Source organism: Enterobacter chuandaensis, assembly GCF_039718975.1.
In the GTDB taxonomy this organism is placed as follows: domain Bacteria; phylum Pseudomonadota; class Gammaproteobacteria; order Enterobacterales; family Enterobacteriaceae; genus Enterobacter; species Enterobacter chuandaensis.
This window is the reverse complement of sequence record NZ_CP097173.1, coordinates 3,745,819-3,765,554: the sequence shown is the minus strand read 5'-3', so window position 1 is coordinate 3,765,554 and position 19,736 is coordinate 3,745,819. Positions and strand designations below refer to the sequence as shown.

Here is a 19,736-nt window from a genome sequence, read left to right as displayed (position 1 = left end):
TTCAGAAGTGTTGGTTGCGGGGGCCGGATTTGAACCGACGACCTTCGGGTTATGAGCCCGACGAGCTACCAGGCTGCTCCACCCCGCGTCCGTCTTTCTACAGTCGTAGAAACTTACTTCTTCAAATTTGATTGGTTGCGGGGGCCGGATTTGAACCGACGACCTTCGGGTTATGAGCCCGACGAGCTACCAGGCTGCTCCACCCCGCGTCCGTCTTTCTACAGTTGTAGAAGATACTTCATCAAATTTTAATTGGTTGCGGGGGCCGGATTTGAACCGACGACCTTCGGGTTATGAGCCCGACGAGCTACCAGGCTGCTCCACCCCGCGTCCGTGGAAGCGCACTATACTCGGATAGGTTTGTGATGCAACCCCTTTTTCACATAAATCATTAACTTTGTATGTAAATTGAACGGCATTGCGACATTTGGACTATTTTTTGCTCAGAATTTGCCAAAGGGCATGCGATCACATTTCATTCGCTTTGTCGGTTTGTTATCTTCATCACGCGGAAATGGGCAACTTAAAGACGAGATATAATGAAAGGACGTTGGGCGAAGTATCTGATGACGGGCGCAATGGTAGCGATTCTTGCGGCCTGTTCTTCCAAACCGACCGATCGCGGTCAGCAGTATAAAGACGGGAAGTTATCCCAGCCTTTCTCGTTAGTTAACCAGCCTGACGCCGTTGGCGCGCCGATCAACGCCGGTGATTTCTCCGAGCAGGTCTACCAGATCCGCAACGCGTCGCCGCGTCTGTATAGCTCGCAGAACAATGTTTATAGCGCGGTACAGGACTGGCTGAAGGCGGGCGGCGATACGCGCAACATGCGCCAGTTTGGTATTGATGCCTGGCAGATGGAAGGGGCGGATAACTACGGCAACGTCCAATTCACCGGCTACTACACGCCCGTGATTCAGGCGCGACACACGCGTCAGGGCGAATTCCAGTATCCTATCTACCGTATGCCGCCAAAACGCGGTCGCCTGCCGTCTCGCGCCGAGATCTACGCCGGTGCGCTAAGCGAAAACTACGTCCTGGCCTACAGCAACTCTCTGATGGATAACTTCATCATGGACGTGCAGGGCAGCGGCTATATTGATTTTGGCGACGGCTCGCCGCTCAACTTCTTCAGCTATGCCGGGAAAAACGGCCATGCCTACCGCAGCATCGGTAAGGTGCTGATCGACCGCGGCGAAGTGAAAAAAGAAGATATGTCGATGCAGGCGATCCGCGAGTGGGGCGAAAAGCACAGCGAAGCCGAAGTGCGTGAGCTTCTTGAGCAGAACCCGTCTTTCGTCTTCTTCAAGCCGCAAAACTTTGCCCCGGTAAAAGGGGCGAGCGCCGTACCGCTGATTGGCCGCGCGTCGGTGGCATCCGATCGCTCTATCATTCCTGCGGGCACCACGCTGCTGGCGGAAGTCCCTCTTCTCGACAACAACGGCAAGTTCAACGGCCAGTATGAGCTGCGTCTGATGGTAGCGCTGGATGTGGGCGGAGCAATTAAAGGCCAGCACTTTGATATCTATCAGGGGATTGGTCCGGATGCGGGCCACCGTGCAGGCTGGTATAACCACTACGGACGCGTATGGGTGCTGAAGGCGGCACCGGGCACCGGAAACGTATTCAGCGGCTGATTGTGGTATTCTGAGCGCAATACGGATTACTGTTCAGGGTGAGGAAAACCTCACCCTTTTTACATCTGAGGTTTTATGTCTGTGGTAATCAGCGATGCCTGGCGCCAGCGTTTTGGCGGCACGGCACGTCTCTATGGTGAAAAAGCCCTGCAGCTGTTTGCGGATGCGCACGTCTGCGTGGTGGGCATTGGCGGTGTCGGCTCCTGGGCGGCGGAAGCGCTGGCGAGAACCGGTATTGGCGCGATCACGCTGATTGATATGGATGACGTTTGCGTCACCAACACCAACCGTCAAATCCATGCCCTGCGCGATAACGTCGGCCTGGCGAAGTCAGAGGTGATGGCAGAGCGTATTCGCCTCATCAACCCGGAGTGTCGGGTGACGGTGATCGACGACTTTGTGACGGCAGATAACGTCGCGGAATACATGAGCAAAGGCTATAGCTACGTGATTGACGCTATCGACAGCGTGCGGCCAAAAGCGGCGCTGATCGCGTACTGTCGTCGCTACAAGGTACCGCTGGTCATGACGGGCGGGGCGGGCGGGCAAATCGATCCGACGCAGATCCAGGTGGCCGATCTGGCGAAAACCATTCAGGATCCGCTGGCGGCCAAGCTGCGTGAACGCCTGAAAAGCGACTTCAACGTGGTGAAGAACAGTAAGGGCAAGCTGGGCGTCGACTGCGTGTTCTCAACCGAAGCGCTGGTCTACCCGCAGGCGGATGGTTCAGTCTGTGCGATGAAAAGCACGGCGGAAGGTCCAAAGAGAATGGATTGTGCCTCAGGCTTTGGTGCGGCCACCATGGTGACCGCCTCCTTTGGCTTTGTGGCGGTCTCTCACGCCCTGAAGAAGATGATGGCGAAGGCGGAACGTCAGGCCTGAGCCTGACGGGCTGCGTCCAGCACCGCGTCGCTCAGCGCGATCAGGCCCTGGCCGCGCGAGGCGCTAAGCTGCGCGCGCAGCCCCAGCTCGTCGAACAGCGCCAGCGGCGAGTGTGCCAGCAGCTCCGCCGCGCTTTTCCCCTCTATGGCGGTTAACAGTACCGCCAGCAGCCCGCGTACAATGCGTCCTTCGCTGTCGCCGAAAAAGTGCAGCTTCTCGCCGGAGGCGCTCACACCCAGCCAGACGCGGTTTTCACAGCCTGCGATCTCTTTCGCCTGCGCTTTAAGATTGTCTGAAAGGGCAGGGAGCTGTTTACCCAGCAGGATCAGCTGCCGATATTTATCTTCCCACTGCTGGAGCGGGGCGAAGGTCTGTTTTAAGGTCTCTTCTGTGATGACCGTGCCAAACGGATGTCCGGCTAAAGCAGCGCTAGTCATTAATCCACCAGTATTTCAAGGGCGCGGTCAACGGCGCTAACCAGCGCGTCGACATCGCTTTGGGTGTTATACGGCGCAAACGAGGCGCGCAGGGTACCGGTAACGCCGAGCGCCGCCAGCAGCGGCTGGGCGCAGTGCTGTCCGGCGCGCAGGGCAATGCCGTACCCGGCCAGCAGCGTCACCATATCGCTGTGATGCACGCCAGCAAAATCAAAGGCGAGCAGGCTGGAATCCTGAACGCGGAACGAGCGGAAGCCCGGACGCTTTTTCAGTTCTTCCTCAGCCAGCGTCGCCAGCCCGCGGCTCCAGCTTTCCGCCTGAACCACGTCCGTTTCCGCCAGCCATTCAAGTGCGGCACTCAGGCCGATGACTCCGGCCACGTTCGGCGTGCCGGCTTCCAGACGGTAAGGCAGCTCCTGCGTTTTGAAGCCATCGAACGACACTTCGGTAATCATTTTGCCGCCGCCGAGCCACGGCGTCATTTTGGCCAGCAGTTCCGGTTTACCGTACAGTGCACCAATCCCGGTTGGCCCGTAGAGTTTGTGCCCGGAGAAGGCGTAGAAGTCGATATCCAGCGCCTGCACATCAGCGGGGAAATGAACCACGCCCTGAGCACCATCGACCATCACCACCACGCCGCTGGCATGAGCAATTTCAATGGCGCGAGCCAGATCCGGGCAGCCACCGGTAACGTTGGACATCTGCCCCAGCGCCAGAATGCGGCTGCGCGACGTAATCAGCTCAGGAAGACGGGCCACGTCGGGCAGGAAGTCTGCACTCAACGGGAGTTTAAGAACGCGCGCTCCCGTTTGCTCAGCCACCATCAGCCACGGCACCAGGTTAGCGTGGTGCTCTGCTTCGCTGACGATAATCTCGTCCCCCGGCTGCAGCAACGGGCGCGCATAGCACTGAGCTACCATGTTAATCGCTTCGGTCGTACCGCGCGTCCAGACGATATTTTTCCCGCTTTCGGCATTGATCAGGCGTGCAACCTGATCCCGTGCGGCTTCATAGCGCGCGGTCAGGCGCTGCGCTTCGGCAAACTGGCTGCGATGTACGTTGCCTGCACTCAGGCTGTAGAACTGCTGCGTGGCTTCGATTACCGCCTGGGGCTTCAGGGCCGTGGCGGCGCTATCAAGGTAAATACCGGCATCGGCCAGCGCCGGAAACTGTGCGCGAAACTGCGCAGGACTGAATGCGTTCATGGAATTCCTCATGTCGATAATGAGATCGTCGCGCAATTTCATCGGCAGGGCAAGGAGGTTGATATCTATCAGATTCGTCTGCTTATCCTGGCGACCTCGAAAAAGCAGGTTATGCTAAATAGTGTTAGGCGGATGTTTTAGCCTGTTATAAATCGAGGTTTGAATAGCATTAATTGCTAAAGGAGAATAATCATGAATAAGACAGCTGCAATCATTTCTGCCTGTGCGTTTACTTTTGCCCTGAGCGCCTGTTCTGGTAACAACTACGTGATGCACACCAACGATGGTCGTTCTATCGTTTCGGAAGGGAAACCGACAACCGATAACGATACCGGGATGATTTCGTACAAAGATGCTAACGGGAACAAGCAGCAGATCAACCGCACGGACGTGAAAGAGATGAAAGAGATCGAGCATTAATCGATCGCAGGCGAAAAAAAAGCACCGCAAATTGGCGGTGCTACATTAATCACTATGGACAGACAGGGTAAATGTACAGGAAGTGAAAAATTGGTAGCGTTGCTACCGTGGTCTGAATCGCAGACCAATTGCAAACACAACAACACAACATCACAACCGTAAGCCAAAAGCCCTTCAGAACACGCATTCCGAAAAAAGCTCTTCGTTCCGGCTCAGGAAGTGCCGCCACTATAGGTATTTGCTGGTAGTTCCTCAACGGACAAATTATAATGGCTCAGATAAAAAAAACTAATAGGTTAAACGTTGTTTCCTGTTTGTTAAATTCCGTTAACATCTAAGCCAGATAACCATGTCAAAGCGATTGCCACCCCTTAACGCATTACGCGTTTTTGATGCAGCAGCACGTCACCTGAGCTTCACCCGTGCGGCAGATGAGCTTTTTGTGACACAGGCCGCAGTAAGTCACCAAATCAAGTCTCTGGAGGATTTCCTGGGCCTTAAGCTGTTCCGCCGACGCAATCGTTCCTTGCTGTTGACCGAAGAGGGGCAGAGCTACTTTCAGGATATTAAAGAGATTTTTTCCCAGCTCACGGAAGCGACGCGTAAGCTGCAGGCGCGCAGTGCAAAAGGTGCCCTGACTGTCAGTTTATTGCCCAGTTTTGCCATTCAATGGCTGGTGCCAAGACTCTCAAGCTTTAACTCAGCTTATCCGGGGATCGACGTTCGAATCCAGGCGGTGGATCGTCAGGAAGACAAGCTGGCTGATGATGTGGATGTCGCCATTTTTTATGGTCGCGGCAACTGGCCGGGCTTGCGTGTTGAAAAATTATACGCAGAATATCTGCTTCCGGTCTGTTCTCCGTTGCTTTTAACGGGCGACAAGGCGCTGAAAACACCCGCTGACCTGGCGCAGCATACGCTTTTACATGATGCCTCTCGCCGTGACTGGCAAACTTATACCCGTCAATTAGGTCTTAGTCATATAAACGTGCAGCAGGGCCCCATTTTTAGCCACAGTGCGATGGTGCTACAGGCTGCCATACACGGACAGGGCGTGGCGTTGGCAAACAACGTGATGGCGCAGTCCGAAATTGAGGCAGGCCGTCTGGTTTGCCCTTTTAATGATGTACTGGTCAGCAAGAATGCGTTTTATCTGGTTTGTCATGACAGTCAGGCAGAACTGGGTAAAATAGCCGCCTTCCGGCAGTGGATACTGGCGAAAGCGGCAAGCGAGCAAGAAAAATTCCGCTTCAGGTATGAACAATAACGTTTGTGTGCCGGGCACGCATTAATTCAGGGCTTAAACATGACCAGCCGATTCATGCTGATTTTTGCCGCGGTGAGTGGCTTTATTTTTGTTGCACTGGGCGCCTTTGGCGCGCACGTTTTAAGCAAGTCGTTGGGCGCTGTCGAGATGGGCTGGATCCAGACCGGTCTTGAGTATCAGGCGTTCCACACGCTGGCTATTTTTGGTCTGGCGGTGGCGATGCAGCGTCGGATTAGCATCTGGTTTTACTGGAGCAGCGTGTTTATGGCGCTGGGTACCGTGCTGTTCAGCGGTAGCCTGTACTGCCTGGCACTCTCGCATCTGCGCCTGTGGGCGTTTGTTACACCTGTCGGCGGCGTCAGCTTCCTGGCGGGGTGGGTATTAATGTTTATCGGAGCCATCCGTCTGAAACGCAAGGGCGTTGTTCATGAATAAGGTTGTTTTATATTGTCGCCCGGGGTTTGAGAAAGAGTGCGCCGCGGAAATTACCGATAAAGCGGCGAAGCGCGAAGTCTTCGGCTTTGCCCGCGTTAAAGAGAACGCGGGCTATGTGGTATTCGAGTGCTATCAGCCAGAAGACGCAGACAAGCTGGCACGCGAGCTGCCGTTCAGCTCGCTTATCTTCGCGCGTCAGATGTTTGTCGCGGGTGAGCTGCTGAAAGATCTTCCGCCGGAAGACCGCATCACGCCGATTGTCGGCATGCTGCAGGGCGTGGTGGAGAAGGGCGGCGACCTGCGCGTTGAGGTTGCCGATACCAATGAAAGCAAAGAGCTGATGAAGTTCTGCCGCAAATTTACCGTGCCGCTGCGCGCAGCGCTGCGAGATGCGGGTGTACTGACGAACTACGAAACGCCGAAGCGTCCGGTGGTGCATATCTTCTTTATCGCGCCGGGCTGCTGCTACGCAGGCTATTCATATACCAACAACAACTCTCCATTCTTTATGGGCATCCCGCGTTTGCGCTTCCCGGCGGATGCGCCGAGCCGTTCAACCCTGAAGCTGGAGGAGGCGTTTCACGTCTTTATCCCTGCGGACGAGTGGGACGAGCGACTGGCTAACGGCATGTATGCCGTCGACCTTGGCGCGTGTCCGGGCGGCTGGACCTATCAGCTGGTGAAACGCAACATGTGGGTGTCGTCTGTGGATAACGGCCCGATGGCGCAAAGCCTGATGGATACCGGCCAGGTCACCTGGCTGCGTGAAGACGGCTTCCGCTATCGTCCGAACCGTAACAACATCTCCTGGATGGTGTGCGACATGGTCGAGAAACCGGCTAAAGTGGCCGCGCTGATGGCCTCCTGGCTGGTGAACGGCTGGTGTCGTGAAACCATTTTCAACCTCAAGCTGCCGATGAAAAAGCGCTACGAAGAGGTTTCTCAGAACCTGGCCTACATTCAGGAGCAGATGGATGATCACGGTATCAACGTGGAGATCCAGGCGCGTCAGCTGTATCACGACCGCGAAGAGGTGACGGTACATATTCGTCGATGGTGGGCGGCTGTAGGCGGGCGTCGCGACGAGCGATAGTCCCCTCAACCTAACCCTCTCCCCAAAGGGGAGAGGGGACTGCTCCGTGCGGTCTATTCCCCCTCGCCCCTTTGGGGATAGGGCCGGGGTGAGGGGGATCTTAACGCTCTAACCTTAACTGCTGTAAATTCCCGTCCAGCTGTAAATCCGTCCGTAACGTCGCGACATCCCGGCAGATAAACGCCATCTCTTTATGCGCTTCCAGCTTCTTGCGCCACTTTTCCGGCACCTCATCCAGACGGGCGTAAATTCCTTCCAGACTCTGAAAATCGGTCAGCAGCTGCGCGGCGCTCTTTGGCCCGATGCCTGCAACTCCCGGAACCTTAGAACTGCTGATTCCCGCCAGACCCCAGTAGTCAGGCAGTTGGTCTGGTGAGACGCCGAACTCGCTGGCGATGAAGGGGGCATCGAGCCAGCGTTTCTGGAAATAATCGCGAATGCGGATCGTGGGGGAGAGAAGCTGGCAGTAGCCTTTGTCGGTTGAAACGATCGTCGCCTGGTGTCCTGCGCTGGCCACCTTTACCGCAAGCGTCGCGGCCAGATCGTCAGCTTCATTGCCGTGTGCGCCCCAGCAGGGAACGCCGCGCTGCTCAAAGGCGGCACGCAGGACGGGCATTTCGGCATGCAGATCGTCCGGCATCGGTGCGCGTCCGGCCTTGTAGTCCGGCAGGCGCTGGTGTCGCCAGCCCGTGTTGCGGGCTTCGTCATCAAATACCGCGACCGCGTGGGTGGGCTCGCTGTGGCGGATAAGCTGCTCCAGCGCGTGCAGGCAGGTGTCCTTACAGGGCGTGCCTTGTACCGCATGGATCCGGCGAATCAAATTAAGCGCGTCGACGATAAGCAAATGAACAGCCACAGATATTCTCCCTTAAATCTAATGGGTAAAGGGTATCACTGTCGGCAGGATGAAACGAATAGTGAGAGGGAAAACAGGAAGAAGCCTCGCAAAACGAGGCTTCCTGAGGGGCTTAATCGCAGGTGACGATCTTCATCGCCAGGCCGCCGCGAGAGGTTTCGCGGTACTTGGCGTTCATATCTTTACCGGTTTCGTACATGGTTTCGATAACTTTATCGAGACAGACGCGCGGTTCGCTGGTGCGGCGCAGCGCCATACGCGCCGCGTTCACCGCCTTCACAGAGGCAATGGCGTTACGCTCAATGCACGGCACCTGTACCTGTCCGGCAACCGGGTCACAGGTTAGCCCCAGGTTATGTTCCATGCCGATTTCCGCAGCAATGCAGACCTGCGCCGGGCTTGCGCCCAACAGCTCTGCCAGGCCCGCCGCCGCCATGGAGCACGCCACGCCGACTTCACCCTGGCAGCCCACTTCCGCACCGGAAATGGAGGCGTTCATCTTATACAGCGAACCAATCGCGCTGGCGACCAGCAGGTAGCGTGCCAGAGAGTTAGCGTTCACTTCACGAATAAACTTGTCGTAGTAAGCCAGCACGGCCGGAACGATACCGCAGGCACCGTTGGTTGGCGCAGTGACCACGCGGCCCCCTGCGGCGTTCTCTTCGTTCACCGCCAGTGCGAACATGTTGATCCAGTCTACGACGGCCATCGGGTCCGTTGTCGTTTTGTCGGTGCTTACCAGCATACGGCGCAGCGCTGCCGCACGACGCGGTACGCGCAGCTTGCCCGGCAGAACGCCTTCGGTAGTGATCCCGCGTTCAATCCCGCCGCGCATCACTTCCCAGACGCTAGCAAAGTGCTGTTCCAGCTCCTCTTTGCTGTGAAGGGCCAGCTCGTTTTTCATCATCAGGCCGGAGAGGGAAAGCCCCGTCTCCTGACAGTGACGCTGGAGGTCCGCCGCCGTTTTGTACGGATACGGCACCTCAACAGAAGAGGTGCTGGTTTGACCAAAGTGGTCTTCGTCGACGATAAAACCGCCACCGATAGAATAATACGTCTGGCTGTATACCGCTTTGTCGCCGGCCAGCGCGGTAATGCGCATGCCGTTTTCGTGCAGCGACAGGTTGTCCGCATGGAAATTCATGCAGTGGTCAACCGGGAATTCAACCTCATGCTCACCGTTCGCCAGCAGCAAACGACCGTGGGTGTTCACGTCCTGGATGAAACCAGGGATCGCATCAATATCAACGGTATCCGGCAGATTTCCCGCCAGGCCCATGATAATGGCGATATCGGTATGGTGGCCTTTCCCGGTCAGGGAAAGGGAACCGTATACATCGACAACCACGCGGGTGATGTCGTGCAAAATGCCGCGTGCAATCAAGTCATCCGTGAACTGCTTACCGGCTTTCATTGGTCCGACGGTGTGAGAGCTGGAAGGACCAATACCGATTTTGAAAATATCGAATACGCTAATCATGATGCGTCCATTGCTTTCAGTCAGAGAGGGAGGAGTGCGCCGCCCGAAGACGGCGCGGGTGATCGTCAGAACATGGTGTACAGGGAGTAGAAGATCGCAGAGATTGCGATAAGACCCATGATAACTACAAACACGTTGCTGACATGACCGCTGTACTTGCGCATTGCAGGCACTTTCTGAATCGCATACATCGGCATCAGGAACAGAATCATCGCGATGACCGGGCCGCCCAGGGTTTCAATCATACCCAGGATGCTTGGGTTCAGGGTCGCTACCGCCCAGGTGGTGAGCAGCATGAACAGCGCAGTGATTTTGTTCAGCTTGTTGATTTCAATGCTCTTGCCTTTACCGCGCAGAGATTTAATCACCATACCGTTGAAGCCTTCACGCGCGCCCAGGTAGTGGCCGAGGAAGGATTTGGTGATGGCGATCATCGCGATGATCGGTGCCATCCACGCAATCAGCGGTGCGTTAAAGTGGTTCGCCAGGTAAGACAGAATCGAGATGTTCTGCTCTTTCGCTGCTGCCAGGTCCGCCGGGGAGAGGCTCAGTACGCAGCTGAAGACGAAGAACATAACGGTCAGCACCATCATAACGTGAGCGCGGGCCAGGATGCTGGAGCACTTCTTCTCTGCACCATTACCATACTCTTCGCGTTTCGCCACGGCGAAAGAGGAGATGATTGGGGAGTGGTTGAAGGAGAAGACCATTACCGGGATTGCCAGCCACAGGGTCATCAGCAGGCCGTTACCGGTTGCAGACGCGCTGCTCAGGGACAGGGTTTCCAGCGCTGCGCCGTTCCACTGTGGGATCAGGTAGCAGGCCAGCAGCATCAGCGCAGCCACAAACGGGAAGACCAGCACGCTCATGGCTTTAACAATCATCTGCTCGCCGAAGCGCACGATGGTCATCATGCCCACGATCAGGATCAGAGACAGAATGGCACGCGGTGGCGGCGTCATGTGCAGCTGGTGCGTCATGAAGCTTTCAACGGTGTTGGTGATCGCCACGCTGTAAACCAGCAGGATTGGGTAAATCGCAAAGAAGTAGAGCAGGGTAATCAGTTTACCTGCGCCAACGCCGAAATGTTCTTCAACCACTTCGGTGATGTCTTCGCCCGGGTTTTTACCGGAAAGCACGAAGCGGGTCAGACCGCGGTGTGCGAAGAAGGTCATCGGGAAGGCGATGATGGCCATGATGATCAGCGGAATCAGACCGCCGACGCCTGCGTTGATAGGAAGGAACAGTACACCAGCGCCGATTGCCGTGCCGTAAAGGCCAAGCATCCACATGGTATCCGTTTTGCGCCAACCACTTCGGGATTCAATCGAAGCAACGGTGCTGGTTTGAGTGGTTTCCATCTGTATCTCCTGGAGGAAGCAAATTGTCAGGTTTCTAGTCAAATCCGATGAAAAAGCGCCTGACGGTAATATGAAATTCGTTCAGTGACGGTTTTTTAATAATTTTCGCCCGTAACTATTGGCGGGCGGAAAGATACATTCTAGTTATGAATCTATCAGTGATCGTGATCCCAAATGCAATAATCCACTTATGATGTGGGCATCTTTAGACCATTTATCTGTTAAAAAAACATCAAAGAGAATTTACGGGCGCGAAGGCTACCACCAACGACATGTGAGCTAAAAGAGCGGCCCGTGAGATAGGTGTCTTTCGCTGTAAAGAAATGGCTTTTTAGGATTTTCTGGCGGGTAATTTAGATTAAGGCTGATAATTTACGGTTGTAAAATCGAAGTAATCGTTTGCGTTAAGGGCGAGATTGCAAAAGACATAAGCAATATCTATGAATTGATTCCGTAATAAAAAAGCCGGGACGCACAACAGCGCGGCCCGGCTTAGAAGGGAAGAAGCGGAGCGTTACGTACAGATTTCGTAGCACGGAATGTAGGCTGAACCTGGAAGCTTCATGCGGTGTTGTGCCACAAAGCCCTGCAGCATGTCGTCCATGCGGCGCATCATCTCCGGGTCGCCGTGGATCTTGTACGGACCATATTGTTCGATTGCGCGGATGCCCATCTCCTTAACGTTCCCCGCCACAATTCCTGAGAAGGCGCGGCGCAGGTCGGCGGCCAGCACTTCCACCGGCTGGTCCGGGTAAAGCTTGAGGTTCGCCATATTTTCATGGGTAGGCTCGAACGGGATCTGCAGGTCAGGCGCAATACGAATTGACCAGTTGAAGCTGTAAGCATCGCCGGTATCACGACGGTTCTCTTTCACCAGCGGCATCGCTTTTTTCATCTGACGCGCCACTTCCGCCGCGTCGTCAATGATAATGCGGTAATGGCGACGCGCGTTCTCCCCCAGCGTATGCACGATAAACTCGTCCAGCACGCGGAAGTAGTCGGCGCTCTCTTTCGGCCCGGTAAGGATCAGCGGCAGAACCTGATCTTTGTTGGCCGGGTTCATCAAAATACCCAGCAGATAGAGCAGCTCTTCCGCCGTTCCCACGCCGCCCGGGAAGATGATGATGCCATGAGCGATACGGACAAACGCTTCAAGACGTTTTTCGATATCCGGCATGATAATCAGCTCGTTAACCAGCGGGTTAGGTGGCTCAGCGGCGATGATGGACGGCTCGGTCATGCCGATAAACCGTCCCTCTTTGTAACGCTGCTGCGCGTGACCGACTGCCGCACCTTTCATTGGTGCTTCCATTGCACCCGGACCACAGCCGGTACAGATATTCAGCTCGCGCAGGCCAAGCTGCGTTCCGACCCGACGGGCATAGAGATATTCGGTTTCGTTAATCGAGTGGCCGCCCCAGCAGACGACCATGTTTGGTGCTTCGCCAACGTGCAGGGCGCGGGCGTTGCGCAGAATAGAGAACACCAGGTTGGTGATATGAACGGAGCTTTCAAGATCGAGATGCTGGAAGCGGCCTGCATTGTGGATCTGCCCGTTAACAAACAGGATGTCGCGCAGGACGGCAAACAGGTTGGCCTGCAGGGAGCGAATAATGCGCCCGTCGACAAAGGCCTCTTCCGGCGGGTTGATCACTTCCAGTTTCACGCCACGCTCGCGGCGCAGCACGTTGATATCGAAGCTTTCGAAGCGGGACAGCAGTTCTTTACTGTTATCGGTCAGGCTTCCGGAGTTCAGGACGGCAAGTGAACAGTTACGAAACAATTGATAAAGATCGCTGCTGGCCGTGCGTTTAAGCATGTCCACTTCCAGCTGCGACAACATATCCATTGAGCCAAGCGGGCTAATGTGTGTAATCAAGTGAGCTCCTTATGGGACGATTATCGTCATTCCCTTTGATTACAATAGCCCTGGCGTGTGACGTTTCACAACCTAAAGCGCGGAAGATACCGCGCATATTGTGAAAATATTTATATTATTGACGCACCAGCCGTCCCGTTGCTGGCACAAAATCGGTGTTGGTGCGCCACGGGTTAATGTCCAGCCCGCCGCGGCGGGTATAGCGCGCGTAAACGCTCAGCGTCTCTGGCTGGCAGAAACGCTGAATATCGTTAAAAATGCGCTCCACGCACTGCTCGTGGAATTCATTGTGATGGCGGAACGACACCAGATAGCGCAGCAGCTTTTCCCGATCGATTTTCGGGCCGCGATACTGGATTTGCACCGAACCCCAGTCCGGCTGGTGGGTGATCAGGCAGTTGGACTTCAGCAGATGGCTGACCAGCGTCTCTTCGACGACCTTTCCGCTCGCCGCGTTTTCGAGGTAATCGGCGCTGAATTCATAATTCTCCACCTCGATGTCCTGATCGTCGATGCAGGTCCCGTGGAAGTGGGCAATCGGCTGCCCCTCCAGCTCGTGCAGGCGATACAGCGAAACGCTCACCTTGCCTTGTGCACAGGCGGTTAAATCGCGCTCCAGCGTCTGCTGAACATCGTCCCAGCTGTTGAATTTGGTCTGGTTAAAGCTGTTGAGATAAAGCTTGAAGCTTTTGGATTCCACCAGATTCTGGCTGGCGTAATCCAGCTCAACGTGGCCGACCGCTACCTGCGGCAGGCCTCGCGCGTTGAGCCACGAGAGTTCATACAGCGTCCAGATATCGCCGCCCACGAACGGCAGCGCGCCCGCGTGCAGGCCCAGCGGATCGCGATTCAGGCTGCGCGGCACACCCTGCAGCAGGCTTGCATCGTAGGTGTCGCGGTAATCGGTCGATTTACCCAGCGTTAAGCCGGTTAACGCCTGATGATTTTCGTAAGACATGTTTCATAGCCACTTTACAGGTACACTTATGGGCTGAGTTTATCCTGTCTTACAAGAAGAGAGAAATCGGTGGACATCGAAACCGCAAATGCCCTTACTTCCTTCACCACCCGTTATTGCGACGCATGGCATGAAAAGCACGGGACATGGCCGCAAAGCGCTGATTTATACGGCGTCCCATCGCCATGCATTATTTCTTCAGTTGACGATTACGTTATCTGGCAGCCAAAACCTTTCGGCGGCGAGCAGAATGTAAATGCGGTTGAACGGGCAATGGACATTGTGGTACAACCAGCGGTTCATGCGTTTTATACCACGCAGCTGGCAGGGGATATGCCTGCGCGCTTTGCTGATATGACGCTGACGCTGTTGCAGACCTGGAGTGAAGACGATCTGCAGCGAGTTCAGGAAAACCTCATTGGTCATCTGGTCACGCAAAAGCGCCTTAAGCTTTCTCCGACGCTCTTTATCGCCACGCTGGACAGCGAACTGGATGTGATATCCGTCTGCAACCTGTCCGGAGAAGTGATTAAAGAGACTCTCGGCACCCGCAATCGCGAGATTCTCGCCCCCTCCCTTGCGGATTTCCTTACCCGACTTGAGCCACTTCTGTAATCCATGATGCTATGGCGCGTGTGAGAGATCTCTTACACAGTTTGTGAGAGATCGCTGGAACATTCAGTATTGCCTCATTTAATTGAGATTAATATCACTCTGTTTTTCAATGAATTAGTTGTTCATCGCCTTTTATTGGGGGATTTCTTACGGCTTACAGTGCTCGCAGGGTGGGTTGTAAGACGAAGCGGAATAGCGGATTCTATCTCCGTCGACAGGACGCCGACACGAGAAACGAACATCAGGATGATAGCGTTTCTTACTCAGGACACGTCAGGATGGCGCTGCAGGAAGGCTTCAGGATGAAGCAAAAGGATAACGCAGGATGCGTAAGGGACACCTCCAGGAAGGAGAACGAGAGCCGGTCAGGATGGTCGGTGGGTCAGGAAGGCCAGGACGTTTCAGGATGAAACAAACACGTCAGGAAGATGTGTGCAGGATGCAAAAGGTAGACGGATGACCAGGCCTTCGGGCATCAGGAAAAGTTGTCACGGATGAGCAGGGAGCACGAATTGTAGCTGGAATGCTGCGAAACGAACCGGGAGCACTGTTTTTACAGTGCTCCCTTTTTTTATTTCTGCCTTCCGCAATGCTATGCTGCGCGCCGTTCACTTTTTCAGTTGAGGTTACTATGACGCAACACGATAGCGTTCGTGCTCAGTTGCACGCCATCGAAGCCCTTTTGCGCCAGCATCAGCTGTGGCAGGAGACCGCGCCGAAGCCGGAAGCGTTCGCCAGTACCCAGCCATTCTGTCTGGACACGCTGGCACCGTTCGAGTGGCTCCAGTGGGTATTAATTCCGCGCATGCACGCCCTGCTGGAAGGGGGGCACCCGCTGCCGCAGGCGTTTGCTGTCTCTCCCTATTATGTAATGGCGCTTGAGGCGACGCACCCTGCTCGCGATGTGATGTTGGTTGAGCTGGAAAAACTGGACGCGCTGTTTGCCGGTGAAGATGCATGACGCTTGAGATCCTCTATCAGGACGAGTGGCTGGTGGCGGTGAATAAACCGTCTGGCTGGCTGGTGCACCGCAGCTGGCTGGATCGTGATGAGAAAGTGGTGGTGATGCAAACCGTGCGCGACCAGATTGGTCAGCATGTGTTTACCGCGCACCGCCTCGACAGACCGACTTCCGGCGTGCTGCTGATGGGGCTTTCCAGCGAAGCTGGCCGCTTGCTGGCGCAGCAATTCGAGCAGCATCAAATCCAGAAGCGCTACCACGCGATCGTCCGTGGCTGGCTGACCGAATCCGCCACACTGGACTATCCGCTGGTGGAAGAGCTGGACAAAATTGCCGACAAATTTGCCCGCGATGATAAAGGCCCGCAGCCCGCGGTGACGGATTATCGCGGTATGGCGACCACGGAAATGCCGGTGGCAACCAGCAAATTTCCCACCACGCGCTATAGCCTGGTTGAGCTTTTGCCTAAAACCGGGCGTAAACACCAGCTGCGCCGCCACCTTGCACACCTGCGCCACCCGATTATTGGCGACAGCAAGCACGGCGATCTGCGCCAGAACCGCAGCGCGGCAGAGCACTTCGGCTGTAACCGGCTGATGCTGCACGCCAGCGAACTTAGTCTGAATCATCCTTTTACCGGTGAATATCTGACTATCCGTGCGGGGCTGGACGACGTCTGGATGCAGGCGCTGTCACAGTTTGGCTGGCTGGGACAACTCCCCGAAAATGAAAGGGTTGAGTTTGTAACAGGCAACGTTCAGGATGAACAGTAAGCGCATTCATTATGGGAAAATATCATGGCTGAAGTAGGCATTTTTGTCGGTACAATGTACGGCAACTCGCTGCTGGTAGCGGAAGAGGCTGAGTCGATTTTGGCAAGCCAGGGTCATAAAGCCACGGTTTATGAAGACCCGGAGCTGGCGGACTGGGAAAAGTATAAAGATAAATACATTCTGGTGGTGACCTCCACCACCGGGCAGGGCGATCTCCCGGACAGCATCATGCCGCTGTTCCTGGGCATTAAAGACCAGCTTGGCTACCAGCCAGACGTTCACTACGGCATCATTGCCCTGGGCGATAGCTCTTATGCCAACTTCTGCGGCGGCGGTAAGCAGTTTGATGCGCTGTTGCAGGAACAGAGCGCCCAGCGCGTCGGCGAGATGCTGCTGATTGATGCGGGTGAGCATCCTGAACCCGAGAGCGAGTCGAACCCGTGGGTTGAACACTGGGCAACGCTTCTTAAATAGTTTCGTAGGCCGGGTAAGGCGTAGCCGCCGCCCGGCAACAAAGCCGCATCCAATCCTCAATTCCGTGAAGTATCTTCCAATACTTTGGGCTTATGCCCCAAACCACGTTCCCCACCCCCTTCAATGTTGTGTTTTTGCACGGTGAGAGAACGCGTCACTCCTTCATATACTTTTCCGGTCACTATAAAACGGCTTCAGGCCGTACCAAAACGACAAAACTAATCTCATTCTGATTACCCTACCGGTGCTGTACAGAATGAACCAGGCGAAAGCTATGTTTCAGGAGTGCAACAATGAGTACATTAAGCCACGCAGCGAGCAGCGCTGAGAAGCGCACCAATGCCCGCTACTGGATAGTGGTGATGCTGTTTATCGTCACATCCTTTAACTATGGTGACCGCGCCACGCTGTCGATTGCCGGTTCAGAAATGGCAAAAGATATCGGCCTTGATCCGGTGGGCATGGGTTACGTTTTCTCTGCATTCTCATGGGCCTACGTCATCGGGCAAATTCCTGGCGGCTGGCTGCTGGACCGCTTTGGCTCTAAACGCGTCTATTTCTGGTCCATTTTTATCTGGTCTGCTTTTACCCTTTTGCAGGGCTTCGTCGATATCTTCAACGGTTTTGGCATCATCGTGGCGCTCTTTACGCTGCGCTTCCTGGTGGGCCTGGCGGAAGCACCTTCCTTCCCGGGTAACAGCCGCATTGTCGCGGCCTGGTTCCCGGCGCAGGAGAGGGGAACGGCGGTGGCGATTTTTAACTCTGCACAGTACTTTGCAACGGTCATCTTCGCGCCAATCATGGGCTGGCTGACGCATGAGGTGGGCTGGTCGCACGTCTTCTTCTTCATGGGCGGGCTTGGGATCGTCATCAGCTTTATCTGGCTGAAAGTGATCCACGAACCAAACCAACACCCCGGCGTGAACAAAAAAGAGCTTGAGTACATTGCCGAGGGCGGGGCGCTGATCAATATGGATCAGAAGTCCGAGAAAGCAAAAGTTCCGTTCAGCCAGAAATGGGCTCAGATCAAACAGCTCGTTGGCTCACGCATGATGATCGGTATCTATCTCGGCCAGTACTGTATCAACGCCTTAACCTACTTCTTTATCACGTGGTTCCCGGTGTACCTGGTGCAGGCGCGCGGCATGTCGATCCTGAAAGCGGGGTTTGTCGCATCGGTCCCGGCAATCTGCGGCTTCATCGGCGGCGTGCTTGGCGGGGTCATTTCCGACTGGCTGATGCGCCGTACGGGTTCGCTGAATATCGCGCGTAAAACGCCGATTGTGCTCGGCATGCTGCTCTCCATGACCATGGTGTTCTGTAACTACGTCAGCGCCGAGTGGATGATTATCGGCTTTATGGCGATGGCCTTCTTTGGCAAAGGCATTGGCGCGCTGGGCTGGGCGGTAATGGCGGACACGGCACCAAAAGAGATCAGCGGCCTGAGTGGCGGTCTGTTCAATATGTTCGGCAACGTTTCAGGAATTGTTACGCCTATCGCTATCGGCTACATCGTCGGCACCACCGGCTCCTTTAACGGTGCGCTGATTTATGTCGGGGTACATGCGCTGGTGGCGGTGCTGAGCTACCTGGTGCTGGTGGGCGATATCAAGCGCGTCGAACTTAAACCTGTTGTGGAGCGCGGATAATGACAACGCAATCAAGCCCCGTCGTCACGGAAATGAAAGTTATCCCGGTGGCCGGTCAGGACAGCATGCTGCTCAATATCGGCGGCGCGCACAACGCCTGGTTTACCCGCAATATTGTGGTGCTGACCGATAGCGCAGGCAATACCGGGGTGGGTGAAGCTCCTGGCGGAGAGGTGATCTACCAGACGCTGGTTGATGCCATTCCGCAGGTGGTGGGTCAGGAAGTGGCACGTCTGAACAAGGTGGTTCAGCGGGTGCATAAGGGTAATCAGTCTGCTGATTTTGATACGTTTGGAAAAGGTGCCTGGACGTTTGAACTGCGCGTCAACGCCGTTGCTGCCCTGGAGGCGGCTCTGCTGGACCTGCTCGGTAAAGCCCTGAATGTGCCTGTCTGCGAGCTGCTGGGGCCGGGTAAACAGCGTGAGGCGGTCACCGTGCTGGGCTATCTGTTCTACGTTGGCGATCGCAATAAAACCGATCTCCCGTATCTGGCTCACACACCGGGCGCTCACGACTGGTATCAGCTGCGCCACCAGGAGGCGCTGTCCAGCGAGACGGTTGTGCGCCTGGCGGAAGCCGCGCAGGATCGCTACGGCTTTAAGGATTTCAAGCTTAAAGGCGGCGTACTGCCCGGCGAGCAGGAGATTGAAACGGCCCGGATGCTGAAAAAACGCTTCCCGGAGGCGCGCATCACCGTTGACCCGAACGGCGCATGGCTGCTGGATGAGGCGATTAGCCTGTGTAAAGATCTCGGAGACGTGCTGACCTACGCGGAAGACCCGTGCGGCGCCGAGCAGGGCTTCTCTGGCCGCGAGGTGATGGCCGAATTCCGCCGCGCTACCGGGCTACCGGTTGCGACCAATATGATCGCCACCAACTGGCGCGAGATGGGCCACGCGGTGATGCTGAACGCCGTCGATATTCCGCTGGCAGACCCGCATTTCTGGACGCTCTCCGGCGCGGTGCGCGTGGCGCAGCTGTGCAATGACTGGGGCCTGACCTGGGGCTGCCACTCCAATAACCATTTCGATATCTCGCTGGCGATGTTTACCCACGTTGGCGCGGCGGCGCCGGGTAACCCGACCGCCATCGACACCCACTGGATTTGGCAGGAAGGCGAAGCCCGCCTGACGAAAAATCCGCTGGAGATCAAAAACGGCAACATTGCCGTACCGGATGCGCCGGGGCTGGGCGTGGAGCTTGACTGGGATCAGATCCATAAAGCGCATGAGGCGTATAAAAAGCTACCTGGCGGCGCGCGTAACGACGCGGGCCCGATGCAGTACCTTATCCCCGGCTGGACATTTGACCGTAAGCGCCCTGTTTTTGGACGTCACTGATAAAAGGATTACAC

19 protein-coding genes and 3 tRNA genes are annotated in these 19,736 nt (G+C 55.6%); 12 read left to right on the top strand and 10 right to left on the bottom strand.

Features of this window, described 5'->3' with window-relative positions:
* Positions 1-11: 11 nt before the first annotated feature.
* The 3 genes from MX657_RS18120 to MX657_RS18110 form a co-directional block, all read right to left on the bottom strand.
* A tRNA-Met gene (locus MX657_RS18120) sits at positions 12-88 on the bottom strand.
* A gap of 44 nt (positions 89-132) precedes the next feature.
* Positions 133-209, bottom strand: a tRNA-Met gene (locus MX657_RS18115).
* Between the two features lie 44 nt (positions 210-253).
* Positions 254-330 (bottom strand) — tRNA-Met (locus tag MX657_RS18110).
* Positions 331-539: 209 nt separating this feature from the next.
* On the opposite strand from MX657_RS18110, the gene mltA reads away from it, so the two are divergent.
* Positions 540-1,637, top strand: a complete 1,098-nt coding sequence (mltA, locus tag MX657_RS18105; RefSeq protein ID WP_080330109.1) for a murein transglycosylase A — start codon at positions 540-542, stop codon at positions 1,635-1,637.
* Positions 1,638-1,712: 75 nt separating this feature from the next.
* Positions 1,713-2,519, top strand: a complete 807-nt coding sequence (gene tcdA / locus MX657_RS18100; RefSeq protein WP_346806305.1) for a tRNA cyclic N6-threonylcarbamoyladenosine(37) synthase TcdA — start codon at positions 1,713-1,715, stop codon at positions 2,517-2,519.
* Here the strand turns inward: tcdA and csdE are convergent.
* Positions 2,510-2,956 (bottom strand): cysteine desulfurase sulfur acceptor subunit CsdE, encoded by a 447-nt coding sequence (gene csdE, locus MX657_RS18095; protein ID WP_080330110.1) that lies wholly within the window; start codon positions 2,954-2,956, stop codon positions 2,510-2,512. The two genes, tcdA and csdE, sit on opposite strands and share 10 nt — an antisense overlap.
* A complete protein-coding gene (csdA, locus tag MX657_RS18090) occupies positions 2,956-4,161 on the bottom strand; it encodes a cysteine desulfurase CsdA (RefSeq protein WP_346806303.1) in 1,206 nt (401 codons plus the stop codon). The genes csdE and csdA overlap by 1 nt, the downstream gene beginning before the upstream one ends.
* Before the next feature lie 192 nt (positions 4,162-4,353).
* On the opposite strand from csdA, the gene MX657_RS18085 reads away from it, so the two are divergent.
* The 4 genes from MX657_RS18085 (at position 4,354) to rlmM (ending at position 7,376) form a co-directional block, all read left to right on the top strand.
* Positions 4,354-4,581, top strand: coding sequence for a YgdI/YgdR family lipoprotein (locus MX657_RS18085; protein ID WP_008499648.1), 228 nt, complete (start codon positions 4,354-4,356; stop codon positions 4,579-4,581).
* Positions 4,582-4,930: 349 nt separating this feature from the next.
* Positions 4,931-5,848, top strand: coding sequence for a glycine cleavage system transcriptional regulator GcvA (gene gcvA, locus MX657_RS18080; protein ID WP_014885066.1), 918 nt, complete (start codon positions 4,931-4,933; stop codon positions 5,846-5,848).
* Between the two features lie 39 nt (positions 5,849-5,887).
* Positions 5,888-6,283 carry a DUF423 domain-containing protein gene (locus tag MX657_RS18075; protein ID WP_028014272.1) on the top strand — a complete coding sequence of 132 codons (396 nt, stop codon included), beginning with the start codon at positions 5,888-5,890 and terminating at the stop codon, positions 6,281-6,283.
* Entirely contained in the window at positions 6,276-7,376 is a 1,101-nt protein-coding gene (gene rlmM, locus MX657_RS18070; protein WP_346806301.1) for a 23S rRNA (cytidine(2498)-2'-O)-methyltransferase RlmM, read from the top strand. The genes MX657_RS18075 and rlmM overlap by 8 nt, the downstream gene beginning before the upstream one ends.
* Before the next feature lie 100 nt (positions 7,377-7,476).
* Here rlmM and xni read toward each other — a convergent pair whose 3' ends face one another.
* The 5 genes from xni to queF form a co-directional block, all read right to left on the bottom strand.
* Positions 7,477-8,232 (bottom strand): flap endonuclease Xni, encoded by a 756-nt coding sequence (gene xni, locus MX657_RS18065; protein WP_346806300.1) that lies wholly within the window; start codon positions 8,230-8,232, stop codon positions 7,477-7,479.
* Positions 8,233-8,344: 112 nt separating this feature from the next.
* A complete protein-coding gene (gene sdaB / locus MX657_RS18060; protein ID WP_080330114.1) occupies positions 8,345-9,712 on the bottom strand; it encodes an L-serine ammonia-lyase II in 1,368 nt (455 codons plus the stop codon).
* 65 nt (positions 9,713-9,777) lie between these two features.
* The gene (locus MX657_RS18055; RefSeq protein ID WP_080330115.1) at positions 9,778-11,073 is read right to left on the bottom strand and encodes an HAAAP family serine/threonine permease; all 1,296 of its coding nucleotides are present in this window, start codon (positions 11,071-11,073) and stop codon (positions 9,778-9,780) included.
* Positions 11,074-11,587: 514 nt separating this feature from the next.
* Entirely contained in the window at positions 11,588-12,952 is a 1,365-nt protein-coding gene (ppnN, locus tag MX657_RS18050) for a nucleotide 5'-monophosphate nucleosidase PpnN (protein WP_080330116.1), read from the bottom strand.
* 115 nt (positions 12,953-13,067) lie between these two features.
* Positions 13,068-13,910, bottom strand: coding sequence for an NADPH-dependent 7-cyano-7-deazaguanine reductase QueF (gene queF / locus MX657_RS18045; RefSeq protein ID WP_119916241.1), 843 nt, complete (start codon positions 13,908-13,910; stop codon positions 13,068-13,070).
* A gap of 69 nt (positions 13,911-13,979) precedes the next feature.
* Between queF and syd the strand changes: the two genes are divergently transcribed.
* The 6 genes from syd to MX657_RS18015 all read left to right on the top strand — a co-directional run bounded on the left by syd (position 13,980) and on the right by MX657_RS18015 (position 19,722).
* Positions 13,980-14,525 carry a SecY-interacting protein gene (gene syd, locus MX657_RS18040; RefSeq protein WP_080330118.1) on the top strand — a complete coding sequence of 182 codons (546 nt, stop codon included), beginning with the start codon at positions 13,980-13,982 and terminating at the stop codon, positions 14,523-14,525.
* Between the two features lie 631 nt (positions 14,526-15,156).
* Positions 15,157-15,486, top strand: coding sequence for a YqcC family protein (locus MX657_RS18035; protein WP_346806296.1), 330 nt, complete (start codon positions 15,157-15,159; stop codon positions 15,484-15,486).
* Entirely contained in the window at positions 15,483-16,259 is a 777-nt protein-coding gene (gene truC / locus MX657_RS18030) for a tRNA pseudouridine(65) synthase TruC (RefSeq protein ID WP_346806295.1), read from the top strand. Before MX657_RS18035 ends, truC begins: the two co-directional genes overlap by 4 nt.
* A gap of 24 nt (positions 16,260-16,283) precedes the next feature.
* Positions 16,284-16,733: a flavodoxin gene (locus MX657_RS18025; protein WP_080330121.1), complete on the top strand. Its 450-nt coding sequence runs from the start codon at positions 16,284-16,286 to the stop codon at positions 16,731-16,733.
* Between the two features lie 293 nt (positions 16,734-17,026).
* Positions 17,027-18,382 (top strand): galactarate/glucarate/glycerate transporter GudP, encoded by a 1,356-nt coding sequence (gudP, locus tag MX657_RS18020; protein ID WP_080330122.1) that lies wholly within the window; start codon positions 17,027-17,029, stop codon positions 18,380-18,382.
* Positions 18,382-19,722 (top strand): enolase C-terminal domain-like protein, encoded by a 1,341-nt coding sequence (locus MX657_RS18015; protein ID WP_119916236.1) that lies wholly within the window; start codon positions 18,382-18,384, stop codon positions 19,720-19,722. The genes gudP and MX657_RS18015 overlap by 1 nt, the downstream gene beginning before the upstream one ends.
* Positions 19,723-19,736 lie beyond the last annotated feature (14 nt).